This window comes from Clostridium sp. C8-1-8, assembly GCF_009928445.1.
Taxonomy (GTDB): Bacteria; Bacillota; Clostridia; order Clostridiales; family Clostridiaceae; genus Clostridium_AR.
The window spans coordinates 228,379-243,043 of sequence record NZ_JAABNO010000005.1 but is presented as its reverse complement, the minus strand read 5'-3'; the positions used below and the strand labels follow the sequence as shown (position 1 = coordinate 243,043).

The 14,665-nt window shown below is 33.9% G+C and carries 13 protein-coding genes; 5 read left to right on the top strand and 8 right to left on the bottom strand.

Annotated elements, in window-relative coordinates; all coding sequences use genetic code 11:
• Positions 1-42 precede the first annotated feature (42 nt).
• The 3 genes from GXK57_RS08010 to GXK57_RS08000 form a co-directional block, all read right to left on the bottom strand.
• Complete coding sequence (locus tag GXK57_RS08010; protein WP_160674091.1) at positions 43-1,344, bottom strand: acyl-CoA thioesterase/BAAT N-terminal domain-containing protein; 1,302 nt, start codon at positions 1,342-1,344, stop codon at positions 43-45.
• Positions 1,334-1,864 (bottom strand): MarR family transcriptional regulator, encoded by a 531-nt coding sequence (locus GXK57_RS08005; RefSeq protein ID WP_279285486.1) that lies wholly within the window; start codon positions 1,862-1,864, stop codon positions 1,334-1,336. The genes GXK57_RS08010 and GXK57_RS08005 overlap by 11 nt, the downstream gene beginning before the upstream one ends.
• Positions 1,865-1,940: 76 nt before the next feature.
• Positions 1,941-2,309 (bottom strand): transposase, encoded by a 369-nt coding sequence (locus tag GXK57_RS08000; RefSeq protein ID WP_243156386.1) that lies wholly within the window; start codon positions 2,307-2,309, stop codon positions 1,941-1,943.
• A 383-nt stretch (positions 2,310-2,692) separates the two neighbouring features.
• On the opposite strand from GXK57_RS08000, the gene GXK57_RS07995 reads away from it, so the two are divergent.
• The 4 genes from GXK57_RS07995 (at position 2,693) to GXK57_RS26525 (ending at position 6,678) form a co-directional block, all read left to right on the top strand.
• Complete coding sequence (locus GXK57_RS07995) at positions 2,693-4,513, top strand: heparinase II/III family protein (protein WP_160674088.1); 1,821 nt, start codon at positions 2,693-2,695, stop codon at positions 4,511-4,513.
• A 118-nt stretch (positions 4,514-4,631) separates the two neighbouring features.
• Positions 4,632-5,378 (top strand): WecB/TagA/CpsF family glycosyltransferase, encoded by a 747-nt coding sequence (locus tag GXK57_RS07990; RefSeq protein ID WP_160674085.1) that lies wholly within the window; start codon positions 4,632-4,634, stop codon positions 5,376-5,378.
• Between the two features lie 29 nt (positions 5,379-5,407).
• On the top strand, positions 5,408-5,815 hold the full coding sequence (locus GXK57_RS07985; RefSeq protein ID WP_160674082.1) for a DUF6508 domain-containing protein: 408 nt from the start codon (positions 5,408-5,410) through the stop codon (positions 5,813-5,815).
• Positions 5,816-5,973: 158 nt separating this feature from the next.
• On the top strand, positions 5,974-6,678 hold the full coding sequence (locus GXK57_RS26525) for a cytochrome b5 domain-containing protein (RefSeq protein ID WP_243156385.1): 705 nt from the start codon (positions 5,974-5,976) through the stop codon (positions 6,676-6,678).
• A 105-nt stretch (positions 6,679-6,783) separates the two neighbouring features.
• On the opposite strand, the gene GXK57_RS07975 is transcribed toward GXK57_RS26525, so the two are convergent.
• The 5 genes from GXK57_RS07975 to GXK57_RS07955 form a co-directional block, all read right to left on the bottom strand.
• Positions 6,784-7,578, bottom strand: coding sequence for an SDR family NAD(P)-dependent oxidoreductase (locus GXK57_RS07975; protein ID WP_160674079.1), 795 nt, complete (start codon positions 7,576-7,578; stop codon positions 6,784-6,786).
• Positions 7,579-7,996: 418 nt separating this feature from the next.
• Positions 7,997-10,570 carry an FtsX-like permease family protein gene (locus tag GXK57_RS07970; protein WP_160674076.1) on the bottom strand — a complete coding sequence of 858 codons (2,574 nt, stop codon included), beginning with the start codon at positions 10,568-10,570 and terminating at the stop codon, positions 7,997-7,999.
• Positions 10,567-11,250 (bottom strand): ABC transporter ATP-binding protein, encoded by a 684-nt coding sequence (locus tag GXK57_RS07965; protein ID WP_160674073.1) that lies wholly within the window; start codon positions 11,248-11,250, stop codon positions 10,567-10,569. Before GXK57_RS07965 ends, GXK57_RS07970 begins: the two co-directional genes overlap by 4 nt.
• 82 nt (positions 11,251-11,332) lie before the next feature.
• Entirely contained in the window at positions 11,333-12,322 is a 990-nt protein-coding gene (locus tag GXK57_RS07960) for a HAMP domain-containing sensor histidine kinase (protein WP_160674070.1), read from the bottom strand.
• Entirely contained in the window at positions 12,309-12,995 is a 687-nt protein-coding gene (locus GXK57_RS07955) for a response regulator transcription factor (protein ID WP_160674067.1), read from the bottom strand. Before GXK57_RS07955 ends, GXK57_RS07960 begins: the two co-directional genes overlap by 14 nt.
• Before the next feature lie 542 nt (positions 12,996-13,537).
• Between GXK57_RS07955 and GXK57_RS07950 the strand changes: the two genes are divergently transcribed.
• Entirely contained in the window at positions 13,538-14,506 is a 969-nt protein-coding gene (locus GXK57_RS07950; RefSeq protein WP_160674064.1) for an aminoglycoside phosphotransferase family protein, read from the top strand.
• Positions 14,507-14,665: the final 159 nt, after the last annotated feature.

Below are 14,665 nucleotides of genomic sequence, written 5' to 3'. Positions count from 1 at the left end.
TTCACATTTTAATCAGTTGGGTAAAAGGAGAAAGAAGATTAATTATGACCACTTGTCCAAAAAATCCACCGTTTCCTTCCAGCAGTTGGCATTAGCTTTACCCCAACTATCTACATCTTCTGGATATTTATCTGATGGATATATTGATTGATAGGCTATTGTTAGCATATGCCCTGAATGTTCATAGGTGATATGCTTGACTTCGTATTTGAAACTTGCATTTTTTAGTAATTCTACAGCTGTGTCACAATGGGTTTTTGAAGGCCATATTGCATCTTTAGAAGAAGAAGCTAGTAGGATAGGTCCATTTATCTTTTCAAGTGGAATTGCAGCTTCTGAATTAATAACATCTTCAAGTAGTTTTTTATACATCCAAGATATGGCGTCTTTTTTACCTAGTAACATTCTAATTCCTGTATTAAGAAAAGTGGAAAACTTAAATTTTATATAAGGTAATTCTTTACCTTTATACATCCAGGAAGAATGTTTAGAAGGAAAACTATTAGTTTTCATACCCTCATATACATAGCAACTAGGAGTATTTGCTATTACACAACTAATATCTTTGAACATTGAAGCAGCTTGAAGTACCATTTCTCCGCCTTTAGATCTTCCATAAATAGCAATTTTATTTTTATCCACAGTAGATTGCTTTTTTAGCCATTCTATTGCATTTTCAATACCTTCAAGTTCGATGCAGCTTAGGTTTTCTTTGACGCCATCAAGACCAAAGTAGCATACAGCCAAAGCAGAGTAGCCACGTATTGCAAAAAGTTCAGCTATTGCTTGAGCTTTTTCAATTCTTCCGTCACTGCCACTTACAACAATTACTGTTTTCTTAGGAATACTATCCTTTGAAGTAAAATATCTTCCCATAAATTTTTCATCTTCTACATCTTCACTTATTATTGTTTCATCACAAAAAAATCTTTTATGAACCCTGGAAGCAATAATCTCTCCATTAAGTTCTACCTGAAAGGTAACATTATAACTTCTGTTTTCACTAATATCAGATAATTTTGAAGGCACTATTGGCTTATGATTTTCTTTCACTGTCATGGAATAGAAAAGTCCCATTTTATCAATGTTCCTATAGGTCCCTTCAATAGGTTTTGACTTTTCTAAGTCTATTTTTCCTTCCTCATCTGTCTCAAAAACTGCATATGACTCCCAAACTGCATCATCTGCCACTTCAAATATTGAGGTATTAATACAATAATAATCTTTGCTAAAAAGACGAATTGTTACCTTAGTATTTTTAGCAAGCCCCTTTATAATCACATCAACAGGCTCATCAGCTCTTGATATATCTGGAATGATACTTATCTCACAATTATTTGTCATTAATATTATCTCCTTCTATTTCACCAATAGGAACTTTTTCTTCATAACCGGTCCAATTACTTCCGTCGTAATTGGCTATTTTTCTAAGTTGTTCCCAAAGGATTTTTAAATCATTTTCACTAAAACAGCTAAATATATTATCGAGGAAATGATTGCCCTTTTCGTAGTACTGTTCCATAATTTCTTTACAGTCTTCAGTTATTCTAATATTCATAGCACGCTTATCTTTTTCATTTTTTTCTAAGAAAACATAATTCTTTTTTTCTAAGCTTCCAATAATGTGTTTTACATTTTGTTTTGTGCAGCCCATTTTATCTGCTATTTGGCTATAAGAAGCTTGATCTTCAGGTAGATGCAAAATTGTTAGAAGCACCATCCATTGCCTTACTGTTATTCTTTCATCTAATTTATCACCTTGGACTTGAATCTTATTTGATAAATAAAAAATTGTAGCAAAAATTTGTTGTATATAGTATTGATTAATTTTTATCAGCTCCTTTATTAAAAAAATAGACAACATGTTAACTATTTTATGATGCTACTTTTTATTAAAAATGTCAATAGTGGAGTTAAATTACATAAAGTAAACAATGAACCTAATTTTTAAAAGTCAAAATATATAAGTGGTCAGCACGGTTGGTCAATTGATGAAGAAATTTCTTTTTACCAGCACTTTCATTGTTTGCTGGAGTTAGTTGAGTCCAAGAGCATAGGCACTTTGCAGTGGGAAATACATCCATATTTACACCGATTTCAGATATTATTGTAATTGCTGTAAAGGTATTTTTAAAAGATGGTGCGGTTAAAATGAGGTCAACTTCCTCCATATAAGGCTTAGCAAGTTTGGTTATTATAGCTTCTAGATCCGTTTTGCGGTGCTTTAAATCTTCAAAGTGGCTTTTGATAATCTTTAGTGTAATATAACCATTAATAGCGAGTTCTAATTCAGGTATTTTATGTTCCATAGAACTATGGATTGAAGATTAAATATCAAAAGATTTATTAAGTGGACATATTCCCATCCTTTGAAATATTTTATTCTCACCTTTGCGAGAAGGACGATGAGTTAGAGGTTGATATACATTTTCCTGTTATTAGCATAGGAGAATAAGACATTACTTAAGAAAATCCTATACTGGATCATGCATTGTTTCTTTACGCTTTATGGACAGCTAAATTAAATAAAGGTTTCTGGCTACTTTCACGTCTAAATTTATGTTAATTAGAGAATTAATATCCGAATTGATAATGACAGTGAGAGTTTTAACAAAAGATTAAATGGTAGTAAAATAATATATTATTTTAAATAATTATGGTAAAATTATAAAAAACGAAGTAGGAGTTAAAAATGATTAATATAGATGAAATTAAGGAAGCCTTGCTTTATGGAACAAAGAATGGATATATCTTGTTTCCTGAAGCTAAAGATGAAAAGTTAATAGGGAAGTTAAAAGAAAACATTTACGTTAGTGGAATGCTTAAGCAGGTAATGGAATACTGTAGTGAAATATCAAATGAAGGTTCTGTTGATATAAGTTTTAGTATGTATATGGAATTTGAAAGGACAGGAAATCGAATAAAGTTTGAGAATGCTTATTTCAAAAAAAGAAAACAGTTGTTTTCATTGGTAATAGCATATATTACAGAAAAAGATGAAAATTATTTGCCGCTTATTGAAGAAAGATTATGGCAATGGTGTGATTTATACAGTTGGGAATTGCCAGCACATTTCAGCATGACGGCAGAGAGTATTAGAGATGATAAAGTTGGACCAGATAAATCTATAGCTTTATTTGCCGCAGAGAGTGCCTTCTTTTTTGCAGAAATTTTATCTATTATAGGTGAAAATATTGACGCGTTTTTGGCTCAAAGACTAAAAAATGAAATATTTAAAAGAGTTATTAATGTATTTAAGGTCAATGAGTACTGGTGGGAAAGTGCACATATGAACTGGTCATCGGTCTGTGGTGGGTCTATAGGATCAGCAGCCCTTTATCTTGTACAAGATATTGATGAGCTTAGTATGATAATAAAAAGAGTGATAAACTGTATGGAAGCATTTGTTGATGCCTTCGATAAGGATGGGTTAATAACAGAAGGATTAGCTTACTGGAGCTATGGCTTCAGTTTTTATGTATACTTTGCTGAGCTACTTAAAGAAAGAACAGCTGGAAAAATATCACTGCTTACTACTAATGACAAGATTAAAAAGATAGCGGAATTGCCACAAATACTTCAGTTTCCATCAACATATTTTGTAAACTTTTCTGATGCTGGCAATGAAAAGTGGTCTGGTGACTGTGGCTTATTTTCAAAGCTTGAAGAGATACTGGGAATAAGCGGCTACAACTATAAGGATAGTTATAATATTTATTACGATCATACATTTCGATGGCCAGCTATGATAAGAAAGATATTTTGGAGCACGAACCTAAATAATGAAAATTATAATGAAAAACTTGGAACTTATTATTTTTCAGAATCACAATGGCTTGTGGATAGAAGAGAAAATCAAGATAAAAACTTTGTAGCCTTTGCTGCGAAGGGAGGACACAATGATGAACCTCACAATCACAATGATTTGGGAAATTTTATTTTAAATTATAAAGGACAGGGGATTTTTATTGATATTGGTTCACCAGAATATGTGAAGGAGTATTTTTCCAATGATACTAGATATAACTTTATTGCAGCAGCTTCTTTTGGACATTCTGTGCCGATAATAAACAATAAGTGTCAATCCTATGGAAAAGAATATAATGCTGAAGTTATTAGATGTGAAAATGAAGCTTCCAAAACTTATTTTGATTTAGTCTTGAATAAAGCATACTCCTGTGAGGAACTTATTAATTTTGAAAGAAAGTTTATATGGAATCATGAAAAATTGCAACTTAATATTAAAGATGAATTTGAATTTAATACAGTAGATAATGAAATACAAGAAGTATTTATTACAAGGATAAAGCCTAAGCTAGTAGAACCAGGAAAGGTAATAATTCAAACCGATAATTTTAAAGCAGAATTATTTTTCCAAAGAAATTTGCAATGCACAATAGAAGAATGTACTTACAATAATCACAGTGGAACAAAAACTGAGGTGTATAGGATAAGTATTTATGAAAGAATTGATAAAACAGGAAAACTTGAGGTTATGATTTCATTAACATAGATGACAAGTTAATAACTTTACCATGAGAGAGCTTTAAAAAGGATATAAAACAATCCTAGGAATATAGTAGAGAACATGTATAATCTTATTGATTGCTACAAGGCAAGGGGGAACGAGCATGAATAATTATGTTGATATTTTAGGCATATCCTTCACAAAATTAAATCTAAATGAAACAATCAATTTAATAGATAATACTATACAAAAATATAGAGATAAGCTATTTCATATTATTACTGTGAATCCAGAAATTGCTATAGAGATCCAGGAAGACCCTGAGCTGAAAAAAATATCACTTGAAGCAGATTTAATAACACCTGATGGGATTGGCATTGTTTTAGCGTCAAGGTTAAAGCGTAATCCAGTACCAGAGCGTGTTACAGGTTATGATTTGCTTTTAGAATCTCTTAAAGTGGGAAATTCAAAGGGGTGGTCATTTTATTTTCTGGGTTCAGATGAAGAAGTAAACAGAAAAACCTCAGAATATGTTATGAAGAATTATCCTAATGTTAAAATTGTAGGTAGACATCATGGTTATTTTAATAAAGAAGAAGAACTTAAAATTGTTGAAGATATAAAAAGTGTAGAGCCTGATATCCTTATAGTTGCATTAGGTTCACCACTTGCAGATAAGTGGATATATAAAAACAAGAATCAGCTTAAATCTAAAGTGGTTTTTGGTGTAGGAGGAAGCCTTGATGTAATCACAGGAAAAGTTAAAAGAACACCAGAAGTTTGGAAAAGGTTAAATTTAGAATGGTTATTTAGGAGAATAAATGAACCATCCCGAAAGGAAAGGCAGAAAAAATTGAAGATTTTTGCATACAGAGCATTTGTTGAAGCATTAAATAAGCATATAAAATAAAAGCTACACAGATACTTAGGAGGATAAGGATGAATAAATTTGATATTTTAACAAAATACATACCCATGATCCAGTGGGATAGCTTTGGTGAATGGGTTATTGATAAAGAAAACGATGGAACGCTGGAGCATCCTATACATATGCCTTTTGTAGGGTATTCCGAAATGGTTAATAACTTTATAAAGGATGTCTACAATTTTGAAGAAAGTAATAAAGATATGGAGCTTAACCGATATGGAGATATTCTTAAAGCTAATGGACTTGAATGGGATATGGATGATATGAAGAAGGTTGACGTTTCAACTTTGAATGCACAGTGTGTGCTTGCACTTATTATGGGGGCTGTCAGAGCTGAGCGCTTTTGTGATGGAGCACTCTTAGATTTCTTTAAGTGTGGTTGCATATTGAAGTGGCTTGAGAGATTAAGCAGTATATAGTAAAGGATACTCAAAAGCAATTGTGTAAATGCAAGCTTCCTGTAGATGGCTACTTTCCTAATAAAAATAAACTTATTGGAAGTAATATGAAATGATTGTATAATACAATTATTGGTAATATTAATAAGAGTTTATAAAAAAGTGTTAGGAGGTTACCTATGTTTGGAAAATTAGGAGGACTATTTGGATGGCTTCTTGTGTTGGCTTTTGCAGGTACTATATTGAACTATTGTGTGAAGATTATTAATAAGCGCTTTAGTAAGGAGATTTCTAGTTATCCAGTTGGGAAGAAACTTATGAAGGTATTGATGACTGTATTTGTACGTAATCACAAATATTTTGGCTTTGCTACAGTTATCTTGTTACTGGCACATTTCGCTGCTCAGTTTTCTAGGTTTGGAATGAATGTTACTGGAGCTATTGCTGCGATTATGCTGATTATACAGGTCTCACTTGGTGTTTATGCAAACATTAAGAAAAAGCCAAGGAAAGGGGCCTGGTTTATTGCACATCGAATTATTGCCGTTCTTCTTATTCTTGGGATTGCAGTTCATTTGATCATTCCTAATGCATTAAATGTAGCATCTGAAAAGGAAAATAACCATCAGGTTTCTGATTCGGTTGATACTAGTAAATTAAAGAGCTATACTTTAGACGAATTATCAAAATATAATGGGATTAATGGAAACAAAGCATATGTAGCTTACAAAGGTTTAGTTTATGATGTTACAGATGTGCCAGAGTGGAAAAATGGTAAACACCATGGACAAAAGGCTGGAACAGATTTGTCAGCGGAGCTCAGCAAGTCTCCTCATGGAGAGTCAGTGTTAAAAGATCTAACAGTTGTTGGAAAACTTAAGTAATGTGAATTATGATAATACTTAAATCATAATTTGGACAGCAAAAAAGTTCGCTGAAGTTACCTTTTTCAGTGAACTTTTTTTTGAGCAACTTCAAATAATCTGTAATTATCTTCTCATAAATATATTTTTAACTTTTATAAAAGCTCCTTGACTGGAAGGGGATATATATCTTTCTCTTGGATGCTTATCTTCTACAGCTTTTATGTATTTATTTATAATAGAGTCGAAGTTAGAGGACTCAGTGAGCTTAAAGTACACATATTGCTTTCTTTCTAATGAGCGTAAATTAGCTTTAAAATAAGAATTAATCTTCATCCAGTTAAATTGCTTAGCTATGTTTTTCTGATTAAATCCAGTGGCATAGCTTCCAGGTTCTATTAAAATAACAGGAATATGAACATTTTTAAGTTCTTTAAGTTCTTCATTTAAAGACGGAGCTATGGCTTCTAAAGCAAATTTTGTTGCACAATAAGGAGATAAAAAAGGAATAGGTGTAAGTCCAGCCAAAGAAGATACAAAAATTATCCTTCCTTTTTTTCTAGCAATCATTTGTTTTAATACGATTTGAGTTAATTCAATTGGGCAAAAAACGTTTGTTTCAAAAGTATCTCTATACGCATTAATATCTATTTCAGCCACTGAACCAGAGTTACCAATGGCTGAATTATTTATTAAAACATCTATTTCAAGGTCAGCTACCATTAATCTATCATCACTATGTAAAACATCCAATTTAAAGGCTTCAAGAGGAAGGTTATATTTTTTGTTTAAAGTGTTGATTCTATTAGCTTGTTCTGTAGTGTGAGTAGTTGCATAGACATAATGACCTCTATTGGCTAAGGCAAAAGCTGCTTCACGTCCAAGGCCAGAACCGCAGCCGGTAATTAGTATTTTTTTCATTACATCACCTTAATTCCTCTAATTGTGATATTAGGGTATTTATAAAGTATACCTTAGGTAGAAAATTGAAAGTGCAGTTACATTAATTATTGTTTCTATATTTATTAAAAATATTAGCAGAGTATATGTTTTATAGATAAATAAAAATCCTATGACAAAGATTGGCACATCTATATAAACAAAAGAATAGAGTATTATATTATGCCTATTATAGTTATGATTTTTTTAATTAAAATAAATGAGTTTTATCCAAAGTTTAAAAAGGTTAATTAAAAATTCATTAATTCACATTATTCAGCAATAATGAATTAAATGCAAAAAAACTATGCTAAAAGTAAATTTAAGCATAGGTTTTTTGTTGTGAATTTTCTTGTGGAAAATATGTTTTTTCTATCAAAGTAATACTGTGTGGCTTGAATTAAGTCATATCATCCCTAAGTGCATCGATGATGTTTTCCTTTTTTATCTTGCTTATGGCGTACAACATTGTAATGAATACTACAAAGAAAACGCTGAACACACTTATTCCCATGCTGAGCCACGGAAATACAAATTTAACTGTGTTAGAGCCACCATCCATCCATCTGTAAATAAGCCAAGAGGAAAGTGCTGATAGTGGAAGTCCAAAGAGCAAAGCCCTCATGCCATAAAATGCGCACTCGAAATTCATCATTTTTTGAAAATCTTGTTCAGACATTCCTACAGAGCGGAGCATGGAAAGTTCGCGTCTACGCAGCTTTATATTGGTAGAAATGGTGTTGAACACATTGGCAACCGCAATCAATGAAATCATAATTACAAAAACATAGGTGAACACATCCACAACAAATGTTGTGCTGCGATTCTGTTCAAGTATTTTAGATACATTGTATAGGTTATAGTCCGAGGTAATTCCAGAACTCTGAATAATTTTCTCCATTTTTGCCACTGATATTGATGGTGTTTTTGACCTAAAGGTTAAGCCCTTAATATCCACATGGGTACCGGGAGTTTCAAACCTATCTTTTAGCTCATAAGGAGCAATCACCATAAAAGTGAAGGTCTTAGGCTTTGTAAGATTTCGTGGAAGCATGTCAATAGGTATTGTATCAACAAGGGTAAAGTCTATATTTTGACTCTGTTCCATCTTTAATTTGTCATTTATTTCTGGAGCGATATTAAAATTCATAGAACGATTTGAAAACATATTAATGAGATCACTATTACCGTCTTTTTTGGTATTAACCTTTTTTGCCTTGGCTACAGCAATCATTTTTGGATTTTGACCAGTATATTCCTTTATGGGAAGACCTAAGCTTTTGATGAAACTCATATATTCGCTGTCCTTAATAAATTGAATATCCATTGGCAGGTTAACTGTTTCATCGTTTAAATCATTACCATAGTACTTCTTGTATAGGTCTGAAAAGTCACTTTTCTTAGCAACACAGGAATAGGTCATAATAGCTTGATAAGAGCTTTGATAAATACCATCAACAGTCTTAAATTTGTCGTAAAGTCTAAACATTTCACTTTCAGACATGTCCTGAGTGGAAAAACATATGTCATAGTCATTTGTCATTACTGACTTTTTGGCAACATCCTTAAGATCTGTTCCGAAAGCACTTGTAGATACAAACAACACTATACTCAAGGTAAGGGATAGTACGATGCTTCGGTATCGCTTCTTATTTCTTTTAAAATTCTTTAGAGCAAGAGTTCCCTCTAATCCATAAATACGCTGAGCCAGTTTTGAAGTTTCCACAGCTTTCGCTTCAACTTTGACCTCATTGGTTTGTCGAATACTCTCAAGCACAGGAGCACTTGCAGCTTTTCTGGCAGGAATATAGGCTGAAATTAGAATAGTGACCATACTGACTACTACTGCAACTATAATTGCAGGTATAGATACCGTCAAGGTTAGAGCAACATTACTGTAGGCTATATTAGCAAAATTCTTAGACACAACGGAAATAACAAGTCCAATACTTACGATACCTAAGATAACACCTATAGGAATACCTATTGCACCAATACAAAGTCCTTCAAACATTACAGAATTTTGCAATTGTCTTGCAGTGGCCCCAACAGATGAAAGAATTCCAAACTGTCTTGTCCGTTCATTCAATGATATGGTAAAGGCATTATAAATCAGAAAAATCGAACCTATTATGATTATTGATAGTACAATTCCGCCAATGGAGTACAGAATCGTGTTAAATAAATTGTCATCAGAAAGACCCATATAACGTAAAACATTATCATTAAACACAAATGATTCATTACCAGCTGAGGTTTTTGTGTAACTGTGAATACTACGTGGGTTTTTAAGCTTTACAAATAGGCTGAAGCTGTTTATTTTATCTTGGGGATCTGCTTTTGTTATTAAGGTATATCCAGGGGCAGAAGCTTCCTCAAAGGTTGGTCTTTGGCAGATACCCACAACAGTGTAGGTCTTTTTGGTTTTTGGTATAAGATTTTCTTTTCCTGAAAGGTAAGGGGCGTGTTGGTTGAGTTCTTGGTTCACTTCCATACGGCTTCCCACCGCAAGTGAAAGCTTGTCACCAATAGTAAGTTTAACGCCTCCGTTGGTCTTGACATGTTCAGGTACAAGGATCTCGTCATTGTTTTTCGGTAATCTGCCTGAAATCAAGGTTATAGGCAATTTATCAAAGGCTTCTTTGGTAAAGCCAGCTACAAAAACATATGGTTTGTTGGGGTTTTGGGCGCCGTTAAGTGATGCATAGCCTATGTTTTCAAAGGTTATGGTGTTTGAAACTGCCTTGTCCTGGCTTTTCTGCTGGACAAAAGAAGAAGGTACATTCATAAACTCCACGTGCCAATCACCGTATTTTACAATGGCTCCATTTATCATATAGTTCAGTAGAGAAACTCCAAAGGTGGCTACTGCCGTGATCATGGCAGCAGACAGAACAACTCCGATTACCGTTACAATGGTTCTTGTTCGACTCTTTTTCATGGATTGCAGGGTAACTTTGTTGAAAATATTCATGGTCTCACCCTCTCGTCTCTAACTACTTTTCCATCTGATATGCCGATAATGCGGTCCGCTTGAAGGGCTATATTTTCATCATGTGTGACGATGATTAGCGTCTGATTGTATTTTTTATTACTTTCTTTTAGAAGTTTGACAATTTCATGTCCATTCTTGCTGTCCAAACTTCCTGTTGGTTCGTCTGCAAGCATTACCGCTGGGGCATTCATCAAAGCACGTCCTATGGAAACACGCTGTTGTTGACCACCAGAGAGCTGATTGGGTAAATGATTTTTACGATCTTTTAATCCAAGCAGTTCCAGCAAACCATTCAGTCGCTCTTCATTAACCTTTCGTTTATCCATTAATATAGGTAAGGTGATGTTTTCAACTACATTTAAGGTAGGAATCAGGTTGTGGAATTGGTAAATTAGTCCAACCTGACGTCTGCGGAAGATGGCGAGTTTTTCATTACTTTGCTCATATACATCCTGACCCTCTAAGTACACCTTTCCACTTGTTGGCACATCAACGCCACCAATGATGTGAAGCAATGTGGATTTTCCAGAACCGGAAGAACCTATAATTGCAGTAAATTCACCCTTTTCGATTGTAAGGGAAACATTGTCCAGTGCAGTAACTTGGTTTCCGTCCTTGCCGTAAACCTTGCATAAATTTTCAATTTTTAAGAACTCCATTATGTGAGCCCCCTTTCTTATGTCTCACTCATATAATAGAACCTTTAACTTACATATCAGTGACTTTAAAGTGAGAGATTCGTCACTTTGGGAAACGAATGGTAAATATTGCTCCCCCTTGTGATTTGTTTTTGGCGGTAATAGTTGCTCCATGACGTTTTATAATCATCTTGCAGAGAGCCAATCCTATCCCATATCCTGTAGCACCTGAGTTTTTTCCACGATAAAATCGGTCAAAGAGGAAGGGAAGATCTTCTTTTTCAAAGCCTTCGCCGCTGTCGTGAATTGATATATCCGTGAACAGTGGGGTATCATTGCAGACAATGTGTATCTTTCCGTTATTGCCCACACTTTCTATGCAATTCTTTAGTATATTTTGAATCGCCTCTGAAAGCCAACCTAAATCTCCTTCAATAATAATTCCTTTAGGTACATCTATTCGCAAATCAATATTGTGAAGTTCAATTTGGATTAGGAACGGGCGAAGGGCTGTGCATATCAAATTGTTTACATCTATATGCTTGTTTTGAAACACCACAATGCCAGCATCAAGCCGTGATAATTTCAAAAGGGAAGTAAGTAGCCAATCCATCTGTACAAATAATTCCTCTATTTCTCGTAATAATGTTATTCTTTCATTTTCTTCAGGGTTATTTTCTAACAAAGAAAGAATAAGATTCACGGATGTGAGAGGGGTACGGAGTTGGTGTGCTATATCAGCCAGAGACTCCGCAAGATGCTCCTTTTCTTTTTTCAGTGCTTCGTTTTGCTCCCTAATGCGAAGCGTCATCTTTGTTATTTCACTTTGCAGAATGGAAAGCTCGCCTTCCTCTGCTTCAGCAATATACAGATGATCAGCATTATGAAGTACAAGATCAATTTGGTCTGAAATCTGTGCAAGGCTTTTATATCGAGCATTGGTAAAGACAAAAAATGCGGCACCAAAGGCAGTGGCAGAAGCTGTAGCAAGTATTCCAGCAGGCGTATTGATCATAAATCCTATAGTTACAGTAGCTAAGGCTATTAAGGAGAACAAAAGGGCAAACTGCCTAAACTCTTTATTCCGAAGCATATAAGTCCCCCAATCTATATCCTGTTCCGCGAACGGTAATAATAATCTGAGGTGCGGTCGGGTCAGTTTCTATCTTCTCCCTCAAGCGCTTAATATACACAGTCAAGGTATTGTCATTGACAAACTCGCCAGCAGCGTCCCATAATTCATCAAGCAGCCGGCTCCTTGTGATAATATTTTTAGGATTATTTATAAATACCAACAATAAGCGATACTCTAAGGCTGAAAGAAAGATTTCACTGCCGTCCTTTTTCACTATGCCACTTGATGTATCCACATGAAGCCCGTGGATCTTAAAATCAGCTGGAGAGCGTCCACTTTTTCTAAGAGCGGTTCCGATTCGCGCAATCAATTCACGAGGACGAAAAGGCTTTGTTATATAGTCATCAGCCCCCATGTTAAGCCCAGTAACAACACTAGCCTCATCGCCAGAAGCTGTGAGAAAGATAACAGGAACATCTTGTTTTTCTTTAATTTCTGTACAAATCGTAAAGCCATTTCCGTCTGGCAAAGAAATATCAATCAAAGCTAAATCAAATTTATTTTTCGAAATTACATCCAGAGCTTCAATCCGTGTAGGGGCATGAGTAACTGTAAATCCCTCTGAGCGGAGCAAAAGTATAAGGTTTTTAGCGATTGCCTTATCGTCTTCAACTAAGAATATTCGTTTCATTTATTTTTACCGTCCTTTACTTTACTACTTTTATATAAACAATTAGCAGCTTTTTTAGCGTCAAATGTAAAAAGCTAAGTATTCCCTAGCTTTTTAGATCCCTTAATTCATCCAGTAGAGCAAAGGTTCACTACTGTTTTGTATGAGATTCCTAAAATTTTCGCTGTTTATTTTTTTCGTTATACAATTCATGGATGACAAATCCATAAATATATTGTATTTCTTTTGACAGAAATATACAAGCTGAGGTATAAAGCAAGAAAATATGGAAGTGCTAAAACAAAAGTCTATACTGTATCAGTAAAAGTATCCCTTTGATTCATCATATTTAGTTGAATCTAAAGTCATATGCTAAAGAATAATTGAGACAAGAACGGAAAAAGTGATTTAAAAGCAAGCTATTATTATATAGTGAAATAAAGGTAGGTTTTAGGATATAATATACGTAAAGAATGGTTGACTTTCCTTAATAATGATATTTCTAAAGATCAGTTAAATAAGTCGATTGAAATTAATACAGATATAAAAGAGGAGATTTTATTATGCATTCAAGAACTAAGGCAGATATAAGTGAAGAAAATTTACTACAGATGGTTGAACTGGCTGGTATTAAGGATTTAGTAAATATAGAGGAGCTGACTGGTGGAGAATTTAATGTTGCCTATATGCTTCATACAAAAACTACAAGATATATACTAAAGATTGGACCAAGTGAAGGGACAAACATGCTTACCTACGAAAAAGGAATTATGGAGGTAGAGATTTGGGCCTATGAACAGCTTAGAAAGCATACTGATATAAAGATACCAGAAATAATACATAGTGGTCATGAGATAATAGGAAATCATTGGTTTATAATGACCGTGCTTCCAGGAAAGTTACTATGTGACGTAGAGCTTAATGAAGAGCAGATGTATAATTGGCAATATCAATTTGGTCAAGCACTGGCTCAGATACATAATATTAAAAATGACAAATTTGGTTATACTCAAGTAGGGCTTCATACTACATGGAAAGATGCATACTATGATATGGTATTCAATCTTATAGAAGATGCTGAGAAGCAGGGGAATATGCTGCCGGATCTTTCTCAAATACTTCGCTTTATAAGAAAATGGGAAGGTGCACTTGAAGAAGTAAAGGTACCTAGACTTATACATTATGATCTGTTTGACAATAATGTGTTTATAGATGAAAACCTTAATTTTGCTGGACTCATAGATACTGAACGATGTTTTTTTGGTGATTACTATGCTGACTTTTTTGCCATAGATTTTCTTGGATACCTAGAAGATAATAAAGGTTTAATAGATGGCTATAATTCTGCTGCTGAAGAAAAGATCCAGTTTACACCTTATGCAAGAGCAAGAGTGGCACTTTCTCGTTTAATGCTTGGTCTACTAATGTTTGCAGAAGGAACCACAAGACTTGCACTTTCTGATCCACAACATTGGCAAAGGAAACATCTAGCATCTCTTATAATTAACTTTGCTTTGCATGAACTGGACTAAGAAAGATATTTGCAACGACTAAAAGTGATACTTTAAAACATCCCTATGACTTATATAAATAAAGATATATTACAAAACACAGATCCAGTACGATTATTATCGTATTGGATTATTTGTACTTATCAAAAAATAATGGTGTTTTAAGCATTACATAATTTT

Excerpts from the sequence above, each read along its gene's own strand:
- GXK57_RS08010 (WP_160674091.1), bottom strand. The coding sequence starts at position 1,344 with ATGACAAATAATTGTGAGATAAGTATCATTCCAGATATATCAAGAGCT.
- GXK57_RS08005 (WP_279285486.1), bottom strand. The coding sequence starts at position 1,864 with ATGTTGTCTATTTTTTTAATAAAGGAGCTGATAAAAATTAATCAATAC.
- GXK57_RS08000 (WP_243156386.1), bottom strand. The coding sequence starts at position 2,309 with ATGGAACATAAAATACCTGAATTAGAACTCGCTATTAATGGTTATATT.
- GXK57_RS07995 (WP_160674088.1), top strand. The coding sequence starts at position 2,693 with ATGATTAATATAGATGAAATTAAGGAAGCCTTGCTTTATGGAACAAAG.
- GXK57_RS07990 (WP_160674085.1), top strand. The coding sequence starts at position 4,632 with ATGAATAATTATGTTGATATTTTAGGCATATCCTTCACAAAATTAAAT.
- GXK57_RS07985 (WP_160674082.1), top strand. The coding sequence starts at position 5,408 with ATGAATAAATTTGATATTTTAACAAAATACATACCCATGATCCAGTGG.
- GXK57_RS26525 (WP_243156385.1), top strand. The coding sequence starts at position 5,974 with ATGTTTGGAAAATTAGGAGGACTATTTGGATGGCTTCTTGTGTTGGCT.
- GXK57_RS07975 (WP_160674079.1), bottom strand. The coding sequence starts at position 7,578 with ATGAAAAAAATACTAATTACCGGCTGCGGTTCTGGCCTTGGACGTGAA.
- GXK57_RS07970 (WP_160674076.1), bottom strand. The coding sequence starts at position 10,570 with ATGAATATTTTCAACAAAGTTACCCTGCAATCCATGAAAAAGAGTCGA.
- GXK57_RS07965 (WP_160674073.1), bottom strand. The coding sequence starts at position 11,250 with ATGGAGTTCTTAAAAATTGAAAATTTATGCAAGGTTTACGGCAAGGAC.
- GXK57_RS07960 (WP_160674070.1), bottom strand. The coding sequence starts at position 12,322 with ATGCTTCGGAATAAAGAGTTTAGGCAGTTTGCCCTTTTGTTCTCCTTA.
- GXK57_RS07955 (WP_160674067.1), bottom strand. The coding sequence starts at position 12,995 with ATGAAACGAATATTCTTAGTTGAAGACGATAAGGCAATCGCTAAAAAC.
- GXK57_RS07950 (WP_160674064.1), top strand. The coding sequence starts at position 13,538 with ATGCATTCAAGAACTAAGGCAGATATAAGTGAAGAAAATTTACTACAG.